Here is a 19,952-nt window from a genome sequence, read left to right on the forward strand (position 1 = left end):
CGTTGCAACGACTCTACAGTGCAGGTAAAACAGCCCACATTCCAGGATCATTGTTTCAATAACGAAAAGGCCGCTCCCCTGAGGGAAGCGGCCTTTTCTGATATTATTCTTCTAACTTATTTGGTGATCACCAGCTTGGCTGTGTACAGCTTGCGCGAGTGGATCTTAATGATATAAGTACCGGCAGGAAGGTCCTGATGAAGCAGCGAAAAACGGGTGTTGTTGATATTCTTCGACTGGTAGATCATTTGCCCGCCAATATCCAGGATATCGATCTGGTCGATGGGATAGGGCGATTCGATGACGCTGCGGTTACTGGTCTTAACAGGATTGGGATACACGCTCACGGTATTCTCGCCCTGTTCATTCTGATGGATCTTCACCACTTTAGAGAAGGTTTCTTTGCCGTCAGCGGCGGTCATCTTCAGGCGGTAATAGTTCTCGCCTTTCGCTGTAGCGTCATTCATATAGCTATAGTGGCCGTTCAACGGAAGATTGACACGGGTATTGTAGATATCGGTAAATACTTTACCATCGGTGCCATGCTGCAGGGTATAGCGTTCCTGCGGATCTTCGCCGGCCACCTGCCAGCTCAGCAGATGCGACATACCTTCCACCTTGCCGCTGAAATCGAGCAAGTGCAGGGGCAGCGGATTGCCGATCATTTCAAAAGAAACACGGTTGGATACTTCGTTGTACGAGTCGTTGGTAAACAGCACCAGGAAGTAATTGCCTGCCTGCTGGGGCATGTTAGCCTGAGGAATGTCGCGGCTTCCGTTGGGCTGACCGTCGATATAGGTATAGCTCAGCAATGGATCGGAATTGGGATCATCACCTTCGTTGAAGACACCCAGCCAGTCTTTGGGATTGCCGGGACCGTCGACCCAGGTAGCCGAAATATATTCACCCAGATTATAAGTGCTTTTGTTGGTCGTAAGTGTTGTAATGGTATCGCCTACGGAGAAGTACGTACGCGGTCCGCCTTCGAAATACTGATCACCCAGGAGGTAAGCAGCAAAATAGTAGCCCTTGCCCAATCCGTTGACATTAAAAGTAGCGGCAGGTACGCTGGTACCGGCAGTGCCGGAAGGCGTAGCGGTCGTATATGCCCATTTAACGGATGGAGTTGTGCCGCTGGGCACCATGCCAATCTTATAGATGCCGATCCAGTCTTTGGCCAGCGCCGGCGCATTGCTGAAGCTGACCGGAACAGCATCTCCTACATTATAATTAGCGGCAGGCGTGCTCAGCTGCACCGTAGGACCATAGTAAAAAGGCTGACGGGATGCACCTTCTGTATACCCGCTATTGATGAAGTAGGCGACATAATATTCGCCAGGCTGGCTAAGGGTATAATCCTTGGTACCGCTGGCCGCATTGGTATAGCTCCAGGTAGTAGAATTCACAGAGCCGGGTGTTTGTCCTTTCTTATAGATACCGATCCAGGCGCCGGGATCCTGCGATCCGTTGGTGAAGGTGACATGGATCGTCTGGCCGGGCTGATAGCGATTGGTGTCCAGGACGATGGCCGGGTTGACCACCACACTGTTGTAGACCTTAAAGGAATCGGTTGCAGACCAGGCCGACCAGCTTTGGTTGCGGTCGCGATGGCGCAGCCGAACATAATGCCAGCCATTGGGTATGGCGCCGGTGGGCAGGGTAAATTCGTTGATGTTCACACCCAGGTTCTGATCTTTGGTCGTATCGGGTGTAGCGCCGGTTACGATACCGAAGAGGTCTTCGTAGTGACGGTAGCCACTTTTTTCCATGGCATTGAAACTGTGGTCGAGCGCCACCTGGAACTCGGTTGAGTTCAGCAGTTCGCCGGAAGGTGACTGGAAAGCCGATCCTGTAATCGTCAGGGGCAGCTGCAGCGAATCGGGGAAGGTATTGGTAATAGACGGCGTGGCCGGGATACCATTGCCGCGATACCGGTGGAAGGAATCGATCACTCTGTTGTCAAGGTGCTTGTAAATGCTGCCGATAGAATAAGTGGTCACATTGATCTTATCATTGGGCATATCGAGATCAACCAACTGGTACGCCCAGTTGGAAATGGTCTTCTGCACATCGTCGAAGTTCTGCTCCGTAGCCATACCCCAGTATTGGTCCCATGCGGTACCGCCCGAGATGATATTATAGGCGGGTACATCCTTCATTTGCCCACGGGCATACAGATGGTGGTGCGCGCCCACGTGCAGGAAGAACTTGGGCGATTGCATGGCATAAGGCACTACGGTATTACGGATCCATGGAGAAATGTCGCCTACATATTGCTCGGCCTGGTAGGGGCGGTGCGCGATGGTAATGATCCACTTCACTGTAGGATCGGCATTGGCCGTATCGATTACCTTTTTGATCCAGTTGAACTGGTTGCCGCCGGTGTTTTCCGTATTCATGTAAGCGATCACGAGATTGCCGGCCTGGAAAGCATAATAGTCTTCGGTACCGGAATAGATCCCTTTGTAATTCATACTGTCGATCACAAAGTGGTTGTAATAAGCCTGCATCTGCAGTGTACCGTAGGTCTCGTGGTTGCCTACTGCAGTCTGGATGGGCAGGTAGGGCGACAGGTAGCGGGACTTGCTCAGATGCACATTCTCATAATGGTCCAGGGTACCTACATCCACCTGGTCGCCCAGGTTGAGGATAAAGGAAACGGAGTCGTTGAAGTTGGGACCATACAGCTCGGTCATTTTCCGTTTGGCAGCCATCATCAGCGAGTCGTAGCGGGGCTGCGCCTTAATCTGGTTGTCGCCCAGGATAAGAAAACGCAGGTGTCCGCTGGCATTGGGCGCCATGCCTGGTACCGGGAGCGTACGGAAGGAGCAAACAATGCTGGAATCGTTGTTGCTTACGACACGGTAATAGTACTTGGTAGCAGGCTGCAGTCCCTGCAGCTTAACAGTGTGATAAAAGTAATCGTTGTTGTAACCTACATCGGTCATCGTTTGGGTGGTGCCTGTAATTGTTGTGCTTAGGGTCGCCGGATTGGTTCCATAGCGGACTACCGGGTTCACGGCAGTGTTGGTTTTCCAATTGACCGCGATGGAGCTTGATGTAATGGCCTGCAGGTAAGGATCGATGGTTTGTGCACCCGCTGCAAAAGGAAAGAAGAGCATACCGCAATAAAGCAGCAGCTTAAGTAAAGGTTGGTTCATAACGTATTGTTTACAATTCGGGCGCAAATTAGCCGGTCAATGTTGCCTTCCCGTTGTTTCATTGTTACGAATCCATTACTTCCGTGTTAACAAACGCTATGACATACGAAACGGAGGCTGCAATAGCAACCTCCGTTTGTTTTTATTCTATTATTAAATCGTTACGAACCGCGTCAGGCGTCGACCCTGATCGTTTTATGAAAAGGCTTTCCTTTTTCGTCGGTACCCGATATCTGCCACTGTACGTTGTCGAGCTCGATTTCGCAAGGCTCGTCATTGGCCGAACGGGTCCTGTGGATCTCTTTCATCCAGCTTTGTATCGTGCGGCTATTGGTACGCCGTTTGCGCAGTTCGCGGTCGGCCGCATTCTTTATCTTATTGTTGTTCACCTGGGAGAAGCCGGCATTGTTCAGCGTGCTTAGCGAAAAGCTCTGCGCATCGCCGTTATGCCCGGCAGATATATTGGTCCATGCGGAAGTGTACAGGCCCAGCTCCCGCAGGTCGACAGTACCGAGTTCGGACTTGAGGAGCAGGCGCGATTGGTAGCGTTGCTTTACCGTAATGTTCTTCCCGCCATAGACGATCAGCTTGGAAGCGCCCAGTTTACCCGATTGCAGGCTATAGGTAAGGCTGGTTTCCTGCACCGGATTTTGCCTGCGGGGCTCCTTCAGCTTCAAGCCGGCCAGCACCAGTCTGGCGCCACCCAGGTCGATCCCCTGCCCCGCTGCTTCGGGTTGTTGCCGGGTCACAGGTGTTGTGTCCTTTGCCGGTGTAGCAACCTTTTGGTGTTCCCCGGGAGCCGCCTTCGGAGCCTCCTGCTGCTGATGACGCGGCTCTATATCGAGCACATCGTCTTTCAGGTACTGGGAATCCGTCTCCGTAATGATGGTGCCGGAATCGCCCAGGACAATAGGTCCCCGGTTTCGGCTACCGCTGTTGCTGCCGCAGGAAGCCAGCAGCAACGCCAGGATGGTAATATAAATTGTATAGGTTTTCAATGTCGTTCAAAATTTGCGCTAAGGTACTATTTGTAGGGTTTTCCACAAATGGTGGATAGCTTTAACCCCTGCTTTACCCGCTTTTAGCTGTAAAAAGGATACCTTTGATATTATTTTTTCATGAACATATAGTATGGATATCAAAGGCATTCTGGTTTCAGTCGGCGGGGCGGAGGACAAGGGCACAGACCTGGAAGAAGGCGTCATCAAACGGAATAACCTTAATTTTTTTGAGATCGGCATCCTTAAAACCGTTACCGGTCTGCTGCAAGGTCCCGAAAGCCGCATCGAAGTGGTGACTACCGCCAGCTCCATTCCCGAAGAAGTAGGACAAAATTATTTAGATGCCTTTGTCAAACTGGGCTATCATAATGTGGGGCATCTTGATATTCGCGACCGCGAAGACGCGCACAAGGAAGAATTCATCCAGCGCGTCAGGGAGTGCTCCTGCCTTATGTTTTCCGGGGGCAATCAGCTAAGGCTTTCATCTATTTTCGGCGGTACTGAAATACTGGACATCATCCGGCAGCGCTACGAAGAAGAACATTTCGTGATCTCGGGCACCAGCGCCGGCGCTATGGCCATGAGCAATACCATGATCTACGAGGGCAATGCGGCCTTATCGCACCTTAAAGGAGAAGTAAAGATCACTACGGGCCTGGGTTTTGTTCAGAATGTGATCATCGATTCCCATTTCGACAAGCGGGGCCGCTTTATGCGACTGGCGCAGGCCGTAGCCGCTAATCCTGGCGCTATAGGTATCGGCCTTGGCGAAGATACCGGCATCATTATCCGCGAAGGGCACCAGCTGGAGGCGATTGGTTCGGGTGGTGTGATCATTATCGACGGCCGCAGCGTGGGTTACAACAATATCGGCGACGCCGAATTCAACCAGCCCATTTCCGTAGAGAATCTTAAAGTACACATTATGGAAAAAGGAAACGCCTACGATATCAAGACCCGTAGATTTGAACCTACGCTTGCCGAGCTCGAAGCGCCAGCAGTAACAAAGTAATACAAAATTGCATAAAATAAGAAAAGGCAGCCGGTATAAGGGCTGCCTTTCTTCTATACGGGGAATGATATCACCATTTTCATTTCAATGAATGGATGCTGGATATCTCATTATTTCTCGTCGAGAAACTGTTCCCATTCCTCCAGCTGCTTTCCTTTCATCACCCTGGGAAATTTATTCATGGCCCCGAACTTGCCCGTGTGCCGCAGGTAATCGATAAATACCGCGGTCGGTAACACCTCCACAAATACTTCTTTCAAAGCGGAAGTTCGCTCCACCGCGTAGTCGTCGTTGATCTTGCATAAAGTCTCGTCTACGATTGTGCGAACAGCGGCGGCATCTACGGGATCGTCGCAGCCAATGAACCATTTGTGGGCAAACAGATTTTGATAAGGAAAGCCGGCAACCGTAAATTCCTTGATCTGTACCTTGAGCTGCCGGTTCACTTCGTCGATCGCTTTATTCAGGTTATCAACCGAGGTATGCTCCCCGCACAGGCTGAGGAATTGTTTGGTACGCCCCACGATCACGATCTCATGCTCTTTTACATCGGTAAACCGCACTACGTCGCCAATAAGATAGCGCCATGCGCCCGCGCAGGTGCTCAGCAGTACGGCATACGATATATCGGGCTGTACCTCGTGTATAAAATAAGTTCTGGGATGCCCGATCAGCTCGCCTTTATCGTCAAAATGCGCCTCGTCGAAAGGCACAAATTCGAACAGGATACCTGCATTCAGCACCAGCTTGATGCCGGGTACGCCGGGCCGGGCCTGGAAGCCGAAAGAGCCTTCCGAGGCCATATAGGTCTCGATAAAATTTACCGGCTGGCCAAAAAGCTTTTTGAAATTTTCACGATAAGGCTCAAACGCGACGCCGCCATGTATGTAAATACGCAGGTTGGGCCACATGTCGTGTATCGTGTTCAGCTTATAGGTCTTTACGATCTCTTCCAGCACGATCTGTGCCCAGGCGGGCACACCGCATAAGATGCCCACATCCCACTTTGGCGCGTTTTCGATGATCAGCTTTATCCGCTCTTCCCATTGCGGGTTACGCGATATCTTTTGTCCCGGCTTATAAAAGAAATTAGAAAGAAAACGCGGCATGTTCTTGGCACTGATACCGCTCATATCACCTTCGTAGTAGTCGCCCTGCTTCATGAGCGAGGTGCTGCCGCCCAGCATCAGCACGCCTTTTTCAAAAGTGCCCGAAGGGATATTGAAATTGGTCATGCTGTAAAATTGCTTGAAGCCTACCTTCTTGGTCGAGCGGATCATATCCTGCGTAACCGGAATATGCTTGCTCGCCGATTCGGAAGTGCCGGAACTGAGCGCAAAGTATTTTACCCTACCCGGCCAGGTCACATTCTCCTGGCCTTCCAGGCATTTATGCCACCATTGGGCAAACATGCTGTTGTAGTTGTGAAAGGGTACTTTTTCCCGGAAAACCTTTTCCCAGTCGAGCGATTCGGAAAGCATAGTATCGAAGCCGTAATGCTTGCCAAAAGCAGTATACTGTCCGCGTTCCAGCAAATAACGCAAGGTACGCATCTGGTAAACCTGGGGCGAGGCAACTTTGATTCTGAATTGCCTGCGTATTCGTAGTGACCGAGAGATAAGATTCCCTAATAGAGCCATGAATGATGGGGTATAAATCCTGAGGGTTTAGGTATTTTTCAATAAGCGGACAAAAATAAGCTATTTGTCGGGCTACTGCTCAATAACACTTTCGGTCCGGCAATGTTCATCTATTTTTAACACAATATACCCACAACAATTTCATACTTTTCAATGTCTTATGTTTTAAAGTGCTTCGTTATAGCATAAGGATCGATATCCATTTTCAAATAATATGCTCCCTTTTAACATCGCATCCAGCCGTCATGAATAAGATTCTTTTAGCCACCGACTACTCTCCGGCAGCACAAAATGCCGCTGTATATGCCCTTGAGCTATCGAGGGTAATGAATGCTTCCCTGGAGTTGCTTCACGCCTACGTTATTCCCTTTGCCTATACCGACAGCCCGGTCCCCCTGCTGAATATCGATGAGATCCAGAAGATCGCAGAGGATAGCATGGGAACCGAACTAGCCCGGCTGAGACGCCTGGCCCCGGAACTATCGATCACTTCCAAAATACTACCCGGCGATATTACCGACTGCCTTACAGAGATCGTCGAGGAGCAGGCGCCCACGCTTATCGTTATGGGTACTTCCAGCGAAGAGCCGGACTCCATGCTCTGGGGCAGTATGGCTGTGAAAGCACTGCGTAACCTCAAAGCGCCGGTACTCGTAGTGCCCGACCAGGTGCACTGGGAACCTGTACATAAGATCTGCTTTGCCGCCGACTACGACCAGGTATCGGAACACACGCCGGCAGCAGAGATACGGAAATGGGTACAGCAAATGGATGCCAGCCTCGATGTGATCCACGTAGACAAACCCGAGCAGGCCGTAACACCGCCTATGGCGCTGGTGCAGATGCTCGAAAGCCTGCAGCCGCAGTACCATGCCATCATCAATGAAAATATTGAGGGCGGTGTATCTGAATTCCTGCAGGAGCATGCCATAGGCTGGCTGCTGGTGATCCCCCGCAAATACGGATTCTTCGAAAACCTCTTCCACAAGAGCCGTACCAAGCAGCTGACAAGAGTTAGCAATATACCCGTGCTGGCCCTGCACCAGGAGTAGCTTGGATAGAGGAGCCAGGATTTTTAGAAACAGGAACCAGGAAAAAGAAACAGGATTTTTGGAAACAGGAACCAGGATATTTAAAAGCGGGAACTACGAAAAAGAATCAGGATTTTTGGAAGCAGGAGTCAGGATTTTTGGAAGCAAGAATCAGGATATTTGGCAGTAAGAGCCAAGAGGGATTGATGGCCACACAATCGTGTGGCTTTTTTCTATACTGCAGCGTTCCTGCAGTCCGGTGGGCTAGCTTTGGGTACACCAAACATCTCAACGATGAAAAAGACAAATATCTCGCTTAAAAAGCTGCAGCTGGCCAAAGAAATGGTCGGCAGGCTTGATCAGCTGCATACTACAGGCGGCCTCAACGCTACCAGCGGCGGCTGCCATTCCGTTAACTGGGTTTGCGGTTCCTATGATGGCCATTGCTTTTCGGCCTGCCAGGGTGGCTGCGATCAGTCTTTTACCTGCGGCGATACCCGCGCTGTAGATTGTACCGGCTCTGTGATCCTTTCGGTCAATTGTACCTTTATCTGCTGATACCGCTATGCGTACAAATGGTTCCCGAAGCACAACCGGAAACCATTTGTATGCATGGAAATGATGGCTAATCCAGGTAACTGACCTTGATATAGTCACAAATTATGTGCCCACCCGGCCCCGTGCCCAGGCCCAGCTTATTGCCTTTCAGGGGCCGGAAAGGGAACGTTCCCTCCAAGCGCTCGTTGACAAAAAGATAGTACCGGTCCTGGTACCGGCGCAAGGTGATCTTTTTGAACTCCCGGGGATTAAAATCCCAGACTCGCCTGCTTTTACTGGAACATTTCCCACCGGGCTCCGTATCGCAGGACAACATCAGGAATTTCCCTTCGGTAGACATATAAAGATAGTTGCACCGTTCCATATTGCGCCGCCCCCAAACAAGGGTACCAGCTACTCTGTATTTTTTAAGCGCCTCCAGCTTTACCGACAATTCGATCTCGAAATCTTTCTGCTGATCAATAGCTACCGGGATGACACAGGAGTAAGGTCTTTTACCTTTAATGACCTGATAATCCAAATAACCACCGGCGATCACACGCCGGGAGACTATTGTATCCTTACTTGGCGGGTCCTCTTCATCTCTCCGGCTGGTATCCAGCCATCCATTCCGGTCATCATTAAACTGATCTTCGAAAAAAACGTGTCGCCGGCCGAAGCTATATTGCTTGGGGTAAAAAGGCTCCTGCGACCAGGCAAGGCAGCAGGCTCCTGAAAGGATCAGGAAGAGTAAAAAGGGTTTCATGGCTCAGGATTTGGCAGATCAAATATACAAAGCCAGCCCGTTTAAAAAGAAAATCCCTGCAGCATTGCTGCCGCAGGGATCTTTTATATTACTAACCCTTTTATCTTGTTATGCCTGCTGCTGGTGCTCAGCTTCATTGCGCACCACCACCACGCCGTCAAACACATCGATCAGCACAGGTCTGGTCTTATCCAACTCGCCGGAAATGATCTTCTTGCTCAGCAGGTTGATGATGTCTTTCTGGATCAGCCTTTTCAGCGGCCGGGCCCCGAATTGCGGATCAAATCCCTGCTCGGAGAAATAGTCCAGGGCATAGTCGGAAAATTCGAGTTGCAATCCTTGCTGGGCTACACGCTTCTTGAGGTCTTCCAATTGTATACGGATAATACCCCTGATCTCTTTTTTCATCAACGGATGGAACATGATCACCTCATCCACGCGGTTCAGGAACTCGGGGCGCAAGGTCTGGCGCAGCAGACCCATCACCGCATTTTTGGTCGATGCCACTACGGCATCGATATCATCTTCTTCCTTGATGTTGTCAAAGTTTTCCTGGATCAAATGACTGCCCAGATTGCTGGTCATGATGATGATCGTATTCTTGAAGTTTACTACCCTGCCTTTATTGTCTGTCAGCCGGCCATCGTCCAGCACTTGCAGCAAGATGTTGAAGACATCGGGATGCGCCTTTTCGATCTCATCGAGCAATACTACAGAATAAGGTTTACGTCTTACCGCCTCAGTCAGCTGTCCGCCTTCATCATAGCCCACATAGCCCGGAGGCGCGCCTACCAGGCGGCTTACGCTATGCTTTTCCTGGTATTCGCTCATGTCGATGCGGGTCATCATACCCTCATCATCGAAGAGGAATTCTGCCAAGGCCTTGGCCAGCTCCGTCTTACCCACACCGGTAGTCCCCAGGAAGATAAAGGACCCTATCGGCCTCCGTGCATCCTGCAGACCGGCGCGGCTACGGCGTATAGCATCGGCAACCGCTTCGATCGCCTCATCCTGCCCTACCACGCGCTTGTGCAGCTCTTCTTCCAGGTGCATCAGCTTTTCCCGTTCGCTGGTCATCATCCGTTGTACCGGGATGCCTGTTGCCCGGGCCACATTCTCTGCAATATCCTCTGCATCCACTTCTTCTTTCAGCAAGCGTTTTTCGGAGAAGGCGTCCATTTCCTGTGTCAGTCTGACGATCAGCTCTTCCTGCTCCTTCATTTTGCCGTAGCGTATTTCCGCTACTTTGCCGTAATCGCCGTCGCGCTCTGCTTTTTCCGCTTCCAGCTTCAGGTCTTCAATGCTCGCTTTGGCAGCCTGTATCTTTTCCGCATGTTCTTTTTCCTCCAACCATTTGGCCTTGAAGGTATCCCGCTCTACCGAAAGATTGGCGATCTCTGTGGACAGGAATTTTACTTTTTCGTCATCGTTCTCACGCTTGATCGCTTCCCGCTCGATCTCCAGCTGCCGTATGCGGCGATCCAGCTCGTCCAGCGGCTCCGGCATCGAGTTCATTTCCAGCTTCAGCTTGGCTGCGCTCTCGTCGATGAGGTCGATGGCTTTATCGGGCAAAAAGCGATCGGATATATAACGGCTGGACAGCTCCACTGCTGCAATAATTGCCTCGTCCTTGATGCGCACATGATGGTGCGTTTCATAACGTTCTTTCAGTCCGCGCAGGATCGATATCGCATCTTCTTCGCTAGGCTCGTTGACCATTACTTTCTGGAAGCGGCGTTCCAGCGCTTTGTCTTTTTCAAAATATTTCTGGTATTCGTTCAGCGTAGTGGCGCCTATGGCCCGCAGTTCGCCGCGGGCAAGAGCAGGTTTCAGTATATTGGCGGCATCCATGGCGCCTTCTCCGCCGCCACCTGCGCCCACAAGGGTATGGATCTCGTCGATGAACAGGATGATCGAGCCTTCACTTTCCGTCACTTCTTTGATCACGGACTTCAGGCGTTCTTCGAATTCACCTTTATACTTGGCCCCGGCAATGAGCAGCCCCATGTCGAGCGAAAAGATCAACTTTGATTTCAGGTTTTCGGGAACATCGCCGTTCACCACGCGATGGGCCAGCCCTTCTACGATGGCCGTTTTACCCACACCCGGCTCTCCCACCAGGATAGGATTGTTTTTGGTACGGCGGGAAAGGATATGCAGGGTACGGCGTATTTCTTCATCGCGGCCGATCACGGGATCCAGTTTGCCGTTCTGTGCCATTTCGTTCAGGTTCTTGGCGTAGCGCTGTAAGGCATTGAACGTTGCTTCTGCTGTTTGCGAATTTACCGTCCCGCCTTTGCGCAGGTCTTTGATCGCGGTGATAAGGGCTTTTTCGGTAAGGCCCGAATCCTTTAATATTTTCGAAGCATCGTCATTGCCCCGGAGAATAGCCAGCAGCATGTGCTCCACGCTTACGAATTCGTCGCCAAACTCCTTCAATGCCGCCCCCGAACGGAGCACGACGTTATTGGCATCACGGCCCAGCATCTGGCCGGCGTCGCCGCTGGTTTGCTTGGGCAGCTTATTCAGGTTTTCTTCAAGCCGGGTATGAATGATATTCAGGTTGGCATTGCTTTTTTTCAGCAAAAATTCTATAGGCCCGTCTTTATCTTCCAGCAAGGCTTTCAGTATGTGCCCCGACTCGATGGTGGGGTTACCCTTATTAAAAGCTTCCTGCTGTGCTTGCTGCAGGGTCTCCTGGGCTTTGATTGTGAAATTATTCAGATTCATTTGTCGTCTTTGTAGGTTTGATAATCGCTACCGGCACACCTTCAGCGATAACAATATTCGTTCCCGCTTTGTTGCTTGCCGGCCGGTACTCCATAGTGCTGCAAAAAGCTAACCAATCTGCTTTCCCGGAAAAAGAGACAGTTTTCAACAGGAAGCCGGTGACTAAAATACAGGCGTGCGCAACCGGTTCGCGTAATATTTGCAGTTTCCTGCCAATTGCTGCTGACAACCTTACATAAATCAGACGAAAATTCATACTTCATTGAAATATAAACATATAAAAATTAAAATCATAAATTAACAACATATTACAGGCACACTGGTACTTATCCGGGAATGCCTAGGATATCTTCGTAGCAGTACTTCATTTTTAAACCAACCAAATATCACAGATTATGCTTCTATCTCTATTCAAAAAACTGGCGCTTTCCGCTGTATTGGCCGCTGCCGGCACCCTCTCCGCTTCCGCTGCAATATTGGTAATTACCGTCGGCGGCGCTTCCAACACTTTTTCGCCCAGCAGCGCCACCATCTTTCTTGGCGATACGGTCCGCTGGCAATGGGCAGGCAATTTCCATACCAGCACGAGTACAACCATTCCCGGGGGTGCGGTTGCCTGGGACCAGCCGATGAGCTCTGCGGCGGGTAATTTTGATTACATTCCTGCAGTAACGGGTGTATACAACTATCTGTGCACGCCGCATGCCCCGGCAATGGCGGGCACCTTTACCGTATCCCAACCCTTACCCGTCAAGATGGAACCCCTGAGCGCCAAACTGACTACAGAAGGCCGGGTACAGCTGAGCTGGAAAACCCTTACGGAAACCAACAACAAGCAATTCGCCATTCAGCAGTCGCCCGACGGATTCAGCTTTAAGACCATAGGCGTACAGGCGACCAAGGCCGGGGGTGGTTTCAGCAAGGAGCCGATCAGCTACACCTATACCGACAAGGAGATATTGGCAACACGGGCCTTTTACCGGCTGCAGCAAACCGATAACGACGGGCAGCAGAGCTATTCCAATGTCTGCTTTATTGCACGCAAAGGTGCCGGGGACCTGGTGCTGCACCTGCATCCCAATCCCACCCGCGACCAGGTCATGATCCATATTGCCGGCCCTGTGGGTAACGAGGCGTCGCTGCAGTTGCTGGACCTTACGGGCAAACAGCTCGACCTGATCAAGCTGACCAAAGACAACAGCGATATGCCCGTCTTCAACCTGAGTAAGCGGGCGGCGGGCGTATACCTCATACGCTACACCGACGACAGCCAGACCCTTACCGAAAAAGTAACCCGCAGCGAATAGAGCATTCCCTGCGACGCCGGGCCGCCTGCCGGATATAATAAAAGCCTGCCTCATAAACGAGAGGCAGGCTTTTTATTGAAAACAAGGATTACGATTATCTAACCATGCGGATATAAGGAACAGGGTACAAATTGCCTCCAATTAATGGCTGCGGAGCTTTTCGAAGCATCATCTTTGTCCTTTACCTTCGGTGAGAAAAGTTCGACGCGTTCAGGGACCGGCTTTGTTTCCTATATCCGGATAGTCACTTACGATTAATGGCTCACCACAATCTTGCGGGAAGTTGTAGCCGTACCATTGCTGATAGCCACCAGGTAGGCGCCATTGGCATAGCTGCTCAGGTCAAAGGTATACTCACCATTATGCGCCGCCACGGTATACACCGCTTTGCGTGCGCCGGTAATGTCATATATCGTTACGCTCAGATCGGTTGCCTTATCCAGGTTGGCGCGCATACGCAGCGTACCGTTCACCACAGGATTGGGGAATATGTTTACCGCGTTGTCCAGCTCTGCGCTTTTGCTGATGCCCGTAGTAGGCGAGCTGCAGGTTGCTGCCGCTTCGATGGTATTGGTAGTCATGGCGCCGGTATTGGTCGGATCGAGCCAGGGCTTCAGTTGCGCATTCTGCACGCCGTTACCTTCGGGGTATTCCCAGTTGCGGCTAAGCTTGCTGTACACGGCATCCTGGCCCAGGATGGCCTGATCGCCCAATTTATTGGTATCGGCATCGCAGGATTGGTTATCGCTGCCGCCGCTGAGGTCGCCTACAAGGCGGCCGTTCACATCGAAGAGCCCGCTACCCGAAGAACCTTCTTCGTTACCGCCTGTATTGAACATAACCGCCCAGTGGGTACCGGGAACACTCCATTGGTTGAAAGTACCGTTGCCCGCAATCGTATTGGTTATCGCCAGCTTCTTCATATCTCCGGAGGGATGGTGGAAATTGATGTAAGTGCTGGGCGAAGGCAGAGAGCTGGCCCTGTTCCAACCGGCGAAATAAGCGCCGAAAGTTGCCGGCACCTTATTGTTTAGCTTCACCAGCAGGAAGTCGCCTAATATAGAAGCCGAATTGGGATTGTAATCGGCGCGGGCTACGAACTGTGCGCCGGTCAACGTTTGGTTGTTGGGGGCTACGGTGTTGCCGGCACAGTCGGGCGCTTCAAAGTTGAAATAGAATATCCATTGGGAGTAAGGCGTATTGGTCTTGCTGTTGTTGTCTTCACAGTGTGTAGCAGTGAGCACGTAAGGCGTACAATCGCCTTTGGTGGTATTGATCAGGGTGCCGGTACAGAAACCCACATATCCGCCGCCAAGAGGCATCACAATTCTCATCGTCGCTTTACGTTGCTGCGGATAGCTTTGACCTTCAGGACAGATCGCGTTGATCTCACATACAGACGATCGTCCGGCCAACGGATCATCGGTCGGCTTCGCTGCCGTACCAATATCCTCGTTGCCTGCATACCGCTGCAGGTCGACGCTGGGATAATACATAACGCCGGCCTGGTTGAGATGCCAGCTGATATCGTCGGTATTGACACCCTTATCGATATCCAATTCAAAGTTTACGATACCGCCCTGTACCTCCTGGTTGGCAAAAAGGCCATCTTCATTATTATTCTCTGCTGTATAAGCCCCAAGCAACTGCTTGCCATTACTATTGCTGACAAAGAACTTCACCCCTTGCGGCAGCTTGAAGTGATCGTAATAAAGGACCATGGAAGGTACATCGCCCATATTCATCTGGGCGCGCCAAACCTTGCGGCCGTCGGACAGCGTTACCATGGTGCCCGAGGCAGGGAAAGCCATGTCGACCGGAGCCAGTACACCAGCGTGATAGGCGCCGGGTTTGCTGCGCGATACTTTGTTATCTTCTTGCTTCAGCCTTTTCAGGTCAGGCGTCTTGGCATATACCGGCGTAAAGACCTGATTGCTTATAGCGGGCTCGGTCGAGATAAGACTGAGCGGTAATCCCCCCTTGCTGATCTGGGCCTGGGCAATGGTGCAACAGCCCGTGGCCAGGATCAGCGCATAAATTGTTTTCTTCATTAGAATGAAAGTTGAAAAAATTGGATTGAGCCGTAGATGTAAAAAATTATCTTTCAAAACTAGCTATAATACCGACAGAATTATTGTTGCTACAGTTGTTTCACATTTTTTTTGCTAAACGATTTGTGCCTCTTTTTTGTTAGTGCCTATATTTGAAGCGGTTAACCAACAATATTTCTTTATATTCATTATTTAGCCAGCTGTTCCTTATCTGGTTACAACTGGCGATTTCCTATAAAACGACCTATCGTATGCGTCTTTATCTTTTCCTGGTCCTGCTATTGCTGCCTGCCGTGCATTTGCATGGTCAAAGCCTGGAACGAAGTGTGGTCAAGATATCCGTTACCAAACAGGAATACGATTACAATCAGCCCTGGCAGAAATCGAAACAGTCCAAGTCGTCGGGATCGGGCTGTATCATTGAAGGGAACAGGATACTGACCTGTGCTCATGTGGTAGAATTCGGGTCGTTCATCGAAGTGAAGAAATCAAAAGACTCCCGGCGCTACACAGCGGCCATCGCCTATATAGCGCCTGAGTACGACCTGGCGGTACTCACTGTCGACGACGAAAGTTTTTTTAACAAAGCGAAGCCGCTACCGATAGGCGACCTTCCCGAAATCGGCAATAAGGTTACTGTTTACGGCTTTCCCACGGGCGGCAACGACATGAGCGTGACCTCCGGTATTGTATCGCGTATCGAGAACATTGATTTCAATTACGACAACTATAACGACCTGGGTATACAGATCGATGCCGCTATCAATCCCGGTAACAGCGGCGGTCCTGTAATCGGCGACACGGCCCTGGCCGGTGTGGCATTTCAAGGTAAGACCTCCAGCCAGAACATTGGCTATATGATACCTACTTCCGTAATAAAGGCCTTCCTGCGGGATATCGCCGACAGTATATACGACGGACCTGTTCCGGTATGGTTGCAATGGCAAAGCCTGGAAAACAGCGCTCTGCGTCATTGCTTTGGCATAGCCGACAGCGCTACCGGCGTGCTGATCAATAAGGTCCATTTCTGCTCGGCCCTGGCAGGCGCCATACAGCCCGACGACATCCTGATGACGATAGATAGCCTGGATATCCAGAACGACGGATCGGTATATGTGAGCAACGATGTCAAAACGACTTTTGAAACGATCATCAAGAATAAGAATGTAGGCGATACTGTAACCCTGCACCTGCTGCGGCAAGGGCTCGATACGGTAATCAGGCAGCCGCTGCAATACAGCCGGTCCAAGGAGTTGCTGGTGGGCAAGGTAGATCTGGCTCCCAAGTATTACATACAGGATGGCTTTGTTTTTATGACACCCTCTTACTATTACTTCCAGGATGAGTCGTACTGGCAGTATTACTACCCCGAGCTCAGCTACTATTATTATGCCAAGGTGCTCAACAATCCCGAAATGGAGGAGGTGGTTATTATCTCTTCGGTATTGCCCGATAAATCCAATGTCGGCTATCACGACGTAAACAATAAGATCGTAAGACAGATCAACGGATACGACATCCGTAATTTCAACGATCTTATACGGGCTTTCGACCGGCCATCGGATTATTACACCATCATCGATAGTGACGGGAATCGTTATGTGCTGGATGCCACGCATCTGCAGGAAAATAACGAGGAGATCTTTCGCAAATACGGCATCACACAACAGATGCGCAATTAAAAATTATGTTTAGAAAAGACCAAAGGAACGTTGCCACAATAAAAAGGCGCCGTTAAATCGTTAATCGCTGGTTAATGGTTTAACAGTTTTTTGGTAACCCTTCCAGGCAATTACCTGTTATTTTGATGTCGTTCGATAGCAACAAATATTGCTGGCCCGGACACTTAAAGTAACAATGGGATTCAAACCCTGAATTTTTTAAGTAAATCATTTTAAACTAAAAATCGTTTTCAGCAGCCGTATTTTCTGTTACTTTAATACAACCTGTGAGAACACAAATCTGGGTATTATGAAAAAAGTATTTTTGTCAATGGCCCTGCTGGGTCTGGTAGCCGTAGGAACTGTAAACGCTCAGGATCAGAATAAGGATAAGAAGAAAGACAATCCGAAGCAAGAGCAACCTGCAGACATGAAAAAAGACGAGCTGAAAAAAGAAGATCCGAACACCAAGGAACAACAGATGAGCAACGATGCACAGCAGAAAGCCAAGGAAGATCAGCAAAAGCAATATGATCCCAACCAGCAGCCCGCTCAGCCCACCGAACCTAAGAAAGACACCGTAACGCCCCAATAAGGGCCGGTAATACAGAACACAGAATGCCAGGACTATGGTATTCCTATATAACCTCCGCTACAATCCGTAGCGGAGGTTATATTTTGAGGCGATCTCACGCCTTTTGTGCTTTCAAAGTGTACAAATACCTTCTCCTATCCGCTTCCGGTTGTATGTGAAATTAAGGCGTTATCCTGTAGGCAAGGGCCCGCAGGGCCTCTGCGATGGCATGGCAGGCCGGCGTATGCTGCAGTTCCCGGTCCTGAAAAACGGCTTTTCGCACCATAAAAATCCTTAACATTCAGATTAACACCCATACCCCTATCAAAAAAAATACTTTTCTATCTTTACGCCCATTAAAAAGCCAACCACATAAAAAATATCTTATACAATGCGTGTCCTTTTTTCTATCGCTGTCGGTGTAAGTTCCGTACTCACGGTCCTTTCCGTTAATGCGCAAACCTTGTTTACTTATGGTCCCAATGCAGTGAGCAAAGAGGAATTCCTGAGAGTGTACCAAAAGAACAACGTACAAAAGAAGCCTGATTTCAGCGCTAAATCCGTTAATGAGTATGTAGATCTCTATTCCTTGTTCCGGATGAAGGTAAAGGAAGCCGAGCAGATACACCTCGACACTACCGCTGCCGTACGCGGCGAGCTAAGCAACTACAAAGGCCAGCTGGCCCGCACCTATCTCTCCGACAAGGAAGTAACGAAAGGCCTGGTAAAGCAGGCCTACGACCGCATGAAGGAGGAGGTGAAAGTGGCGCATATATTGGTCGCCGTGCGACCTACCGATGATTCCACCCGTGCCTACCACGAGATTGACAGCATATACAATGCTATCGTGTCCAAGAAAGCCGATTTCGCGGAAATGGCCAAACAATATTCTGAAGATAAAGGTTCCGGCGCCAAGGGCGGCGACATAGGCTTCATTACTGCCCTACAGGTCGTTTATCCTTTTGAAAATGCAGCCTATAATACACCTGTAGGCCAGGTATCCAAACCTTTCCGTACCCAATTCGGCTTTCATATCCTTAAGGTTGAGGAGCGCCGGAAGAACAGCGGCCAGGTGCAGGTAGCGCAGATCATGGTGGCTACACCCAAATCCAAGGGCGCAGAGGGCGTTATCGACGCCCGCAAGAAGATTGCCGAAGTGCAGGGCCTGCTGAAAAGCGGGAAGGCATTTGATCAGCTGGCAAAAGAATACTCCGAAGATAAATTTTCCAAAGACAACGGTGGTCTTATGGAGCCCTTTGGCGTGGGTAAGCTAATGCCCGAATTTGAATCTGCCGCTTTTGCCCTGAAGAAGCCGGGTGATCTGTCGGAGCCGATCCAGACCGAATATGGTATCCACCTGGTCAAGCTGGTGAAAAAGATCCCTTTGCAACCCTTCGACAGCCTGCAGGACTATATTACCCGCCGTGTCGACAACGATAGCCGGGCTGCTGTAGCCAAGGAAGCCTACCAGGTCAGGATCAAAAAACAATTCGGATTCAAAGAGTACCCCGAGCACCTTGACAAGCTGGTAAACGACATTGTGGCCGGTACCGAAGGCACCAAGGAATTCAAACCTGAGGATTATAAATCAAGTACGGAAACCTTATTTGAGCTGGGCGGAAAGAAATATACTCAATATAATTTCGCCACCTATGCCGGCGGCTATATACGCGGCAATATCGTAGGCAATAAGAAAGCAACCCTTGGCGATCTGTACAAGATGTACCAGAATTCCGTTCTGAACGATCTGCAGCAGGAAGACCTGGAAAAATCGAATGTAGAATACCGCAACCTGGTTACCGAATACCGCGACGGCATCCTGCTGTTTGATCTGATGGATAAAAATGTATGGAGCAAGGCGTCGAAAGATACTGTGGGTCTCGCCGGCTTCTACAAAGAACACCAGGATAAATACCAATGGCAACCCGGCTTTGAAGGGACTATATACCAGGCAGCAAATGAGGCCGACCTGTTAAAGCTCCAGGCAGCGATCAATAAAGGCACCGCCGCGTCGGATGCTGTAGAGCAGATCAATACGGCCGATAACCCTTCCAGGATCAGTCAGCAAACCGGTAGGTTTGAGTTTAGCCGCTTCCATGCCGACGCCGATGCCTTCCCCCAGGAAAAGCCGAGCAAGATCTTCAAAAACGAAGATGGCACCTATACCATGGCCATGACTTTCAAACGCTATCCCAAAGCAGAATCCAAGTCTCTTGACGAAGCCAGGGGTTTTGTTGTAGCCGATTACCAGGATTACCTGGAAAAAAGCTGGAACCAGGAGCTGAGAAGCCGCTACCCGGTAAAAGTGGATGAAAAGACCATGAAGACGATCGTTAAGTAATTCCGAAGGGAATTCAAATGACATAGGAAACAGAAAGAGGCCGCCCCGGATTTTCCGGGGCGGCATTTTTACTATAGGAATGCGAGGCTATCGCAATACTTCTACTTTCACAATCCTGAAACCGTTGCCTCGTGGCCCGC

14 protein-coding genes are annotated in these 19,952 nt (G+C 50.2%); 7 read left to right on the top strand and 7 right to left on the bottom strand.

The window, feature by feature from the left end:
• Positions 1–116: 116 nt before the first annotated feature.
• Both DZK30_RS19220 and DZK30_RS19225 read right to left on the bottom strand, forming a co-directional pair.
• Positions 117–3,161: a fibronectin type III domain-containing protein gene (locus DZK30_RS19220; RefSeq protein ID WP_118975806.1), complete on the bottom strand. Its 3,045-nt coding sequence runs from the start codon at positions 3,159–3,161 to the stop codon at positions 117–119.
• A gap of 173 nt (positions 3,162–3,334) precedes the next feature.
• Positions 3,335–4,159: a hypothetical protein gene (locus tag DZK30_RS19225; protein WP_118975807.1), complete on the bottom strand. Its 825-nt coding sequence runs from the start codon at positions 4,157–4,159 to the stop codon at positions 3,335–3,337.
• Positions 4,160–4,292: 133 nt separating this feature from the next.
• Between DZK30_RS19225 and DZK30_RS19230 the strand changes: the two genes are divergently transcribed.
• Positions 4,293–5,174: a cyanophycinase gene (locus tag DZK30_RS19230; RefSeq protein ID WP_118975808.1), complete on the top strand. Its 882-nt coding sequence runs from the start codon at positions 4,293–4,295 to the stop codon at positions 5,172–5,174.
• Positions 5,175–5,284: 110 nt separating this feature from the next.
• Here the strand turns inward: DZK30_RS19230 and DZK30_RS19235 are convergent, their stop codons facing one another.
• Entirely contained in the window at positions 5,285–6,814 is a 1,530-nt protein-coding gene (locus tag DZK30_RS19235; RefSeq protein WP_118975809.1) for a GH3 family domain-containing protein, read from the bottom strand.
• Positions 6,815–7,059: 245 nt separating this feature from the next.
• Here DZK30_RS19235 and DZK30_RS19240 point away from each other — a divergent pair, with 245 nt between their 5' ends.
• Both DZK30_RS19240 and DZK30_RS19245 read left to right on the top strand, forming a co-directional pair.
• Complete coding sequence (locus tag DZK30_RS19240) at positions 7,060–7,866, top strand: universal stress protein (protein ID WP_118975810.1); 807 nt, start codon at positions 7,060–7,062, stop codon at positions 7,864–7,866.
• 273 nt (positions 7,867–8,139) lie between these two features.
• Positions 8,140–8,403, top strand: a complete 264-nt coding sequence (locus DZK30_RS19245) for a hypothetical protein (RefSeq protein WP_118975811.1) — start codon at positions 8,140–8,142, stop codon at positions 8,401–8,403.
• Positions 8,404–8,470: 67 nt separating this feature from the next.
• On the opposite strand, the gene DZK30_RS19250 is transcribed toward DZK30_RS19245, so the two are convergent.
• The 3 genes from DZK30_RS19250 to DZK30_RS19260 all read right to left on the bottom strand — a co-directional run bounded on the left by DZK30_RS19250 (position 8,471) and on the right by DZK30_RS19260 (position 12,134).
• The gene (locus tag DZK30_RS19250; protein WP_118975812.1) at positions 8,471–9,148 is read right to left on the bottom strand and encodes a hypothetical protein; all 678 of its coding nucleotides are present in this window, start codon (positions 9,146–9,148) and stop codon (positions 8,471–8,473) included.
• A 108-nt stretch (positions 9,149–9,256) separates the two neighbouring features.
• Positions 9,257–11,878, bottom strand: coding sequence for an ATP-dependent chaperone ClpB (gene clpB / locus DZK30_RS19255; protein WP_118975813.1), 2,622 nt, complete (start codon positions 11,876–11,878; stop codon positions 9,257–9,259).
• Entirely contained in the window at positions 11,865–12,134 is a 270-nt protein-coding gene (locus DZK30_RS19260; protein WP_118975814.1) for a hypothetical protein, read from the bottom strand. Before DZK30_RS19260 ends, clpB begins: the two co-directional genes overlap by 14 nt.
• A 139-nt stretch (positions 12,135–12,273) precedes the next feature.
• Here DZK30_RS19260 and DZK30_RS19265 point away from each other — a divergent pair, with 139 nt between their 5' ends.
• On the top strand, positions 12,274–13,185 hold the full coding sequence (locus tag DZK30_RS19265; protein WP_118975815.1) for a T9SS type A sorting domain-containing protein: 912 nt from the start codon (positions 12,274–12,276) through the stop codon (positions 13,183–13,185).
• A 254-nt stretch (positions 13,186–13,439) separates the two neighbouring features.
• Here DZK30_RS19265 and DZK30_RS19270 read toward each other — a convergent pair whose 3' ends face one another.
• A complete protein-coding gene (locus DZK30_RS19270) occupies positions 13,440–15,236 on the bottom strand; it encodes a T9SS type A sorting domain-containing protein (RefSeq protein ID WP_118975816.1) in 1,797 nt (598 codons plus the stop codon).
• 251 nt (positions 15,237–15,487) lie between these two features.
• On the opposite strand from DZK30_RS19270, the gene DZK30_RS19275 reads away from it, so the two are divergent.
• The 3 genes from DZK30_RS19275 (at position 15,488) to DZK30_RS19285 (ending at position 19,812) form a co-directional block, all read left to right on the top strand.
• Positions 15,488–16,918, top strand: a complete 1,431-nt coding sequence (locus tag DZK30_RS19275; RefSeq protein WP_162903251.1) for a S1C family serine protease — start codon at positions 15,488–15,490, stop codon at positions 16,916–16,918.
• Between the two features lie 289 nt (positions 16,919–17,207).
• Positions 17,208–17,492: a hypothetical protein gene (locus tag DZK30_RS19280; protein ID WP_162903252.1), complete on the top strand. Its 285-nt coding sequence runs from the start codon at positions 17,208–17,210 to the stop codon at positions 17,490–17,492.
• Between the two features lie 370 nt (positions 17,493–17,862).
• Entirely contained in the window at positions 17,863–19,812 is a 1,950-nt protein-coding gene (locus DZK30_RS19285; protein ID WP_118975819.1) for a peptidylprolyl isomerase, read from the top strand.
• Positions 19,813–19,952: the final 140 nt, after the last annotated feature.

Source organism: Taibaiella koreensis (assembly GCF_003545715.1).
Taxonomy (GTDB): domain Bacteria; phylum Bacteroidota; class Bacteroidia; order Chitinophagales; family Chitinophagaceae; genus Taibaiella; species Taibaiella koreensis.

Excerpts from the sequence above, each read along its gene's own strand:
- DZK30_RS19220 (WP_118975806.1), bottom strand. The coding sequence starts at position 3,161 with ATGAACCAACCTTTACTTAAGCTGCTGCTTTATTGCGGTATGCTCTTC.
- DZK30_RS19230 (WP_118975808.1), top strand. The coding sequence starts at position 4,293 with ATGGATATCAAAGGCATTCTGGTTTCAGTCGGCGGGGCGGAGGACAAG.
- DZK30_RS19235 (WP_118975809.1), bottom strand. The coding sequence starts at position 6,814 with ATGGCTCTATTAGGGAATCTTATCTCTCGGTCACTACGAATACGCAGG.
- DZK30_RS19240 (WP_118975810.1), top strand. The coding sequence starts at position 7,060 with ATGAATAAGATTCTTTTAGCCACCGACTACTCTCCGGCAGCACAAAAT.
- DZK30_RS19245 (WP_118975811.1), top strand. The coding sequence starts at position 8,140 with ATGAAAAAGACAAATATCTCGCTTAAAAAGCTGCAGCTGGCCAAAGAA.
- DZK30_RS19250 (WP_118975812.1), bottom strand. The coding sequence starts at position 9,148 with ATGAAACCCTTTTTACTCTTCCTGATCCTTTCAGGAGCCTGCTGCCTT.
- clpB (WP_118975813.1), bottom strand. The coding sequence starts at position 11,878 with ATGAATCTGAATAATTTCACAATCAAAGCCCAGGAGACCCTGCAGCAA.
- DZK30_RS19260 (WP_118975814.1), bottom strand. The coding sequence starts at position 12,134 with ATGAATTTTCGTCTGATTTATGTAAGGTTGTCAGCAGCAATTGGCAGG.
- DZK30_RS19265 (WP_118975815.1), top strand. The coding sequence starts at position 12,274 with ATGCTTCTATCTCTATTCAAAAAACTGGCGCTTTCCGCTGTATTGGCC.
- DZK30_RS19270 (WP_118975816.1), bottom strand. The coding sequence starts at position 15,236 with ATGAAGAAAACAATTTATGCGCTGATCCTGGCCACGGGCTGTTGCACC.
- DZK30_RS19275 (WP_162903251.1), top strand. The coding sequence starts at position 15,488 with ATGCGTCTTTATCTTTTCCTGGTCCTGCTATTGCTGCCTGCCGTGCAT.
- DZK30_RS19280 (WP_162903252.1), top strand. The coding sequence starts at position 17,208 with ATGAAAAAAGTATTTTTGTCAATGGCCCTGCTGGGTCTGGTAGCCGTA.
- DZK30_RS19285 (WP_118975819.1), top strand. The coding sequence starts at position 17,863 with ATGCGTGTCCTTTTTTCTATCGCTGTCGGTGTAAGTTCCGTACTCACG.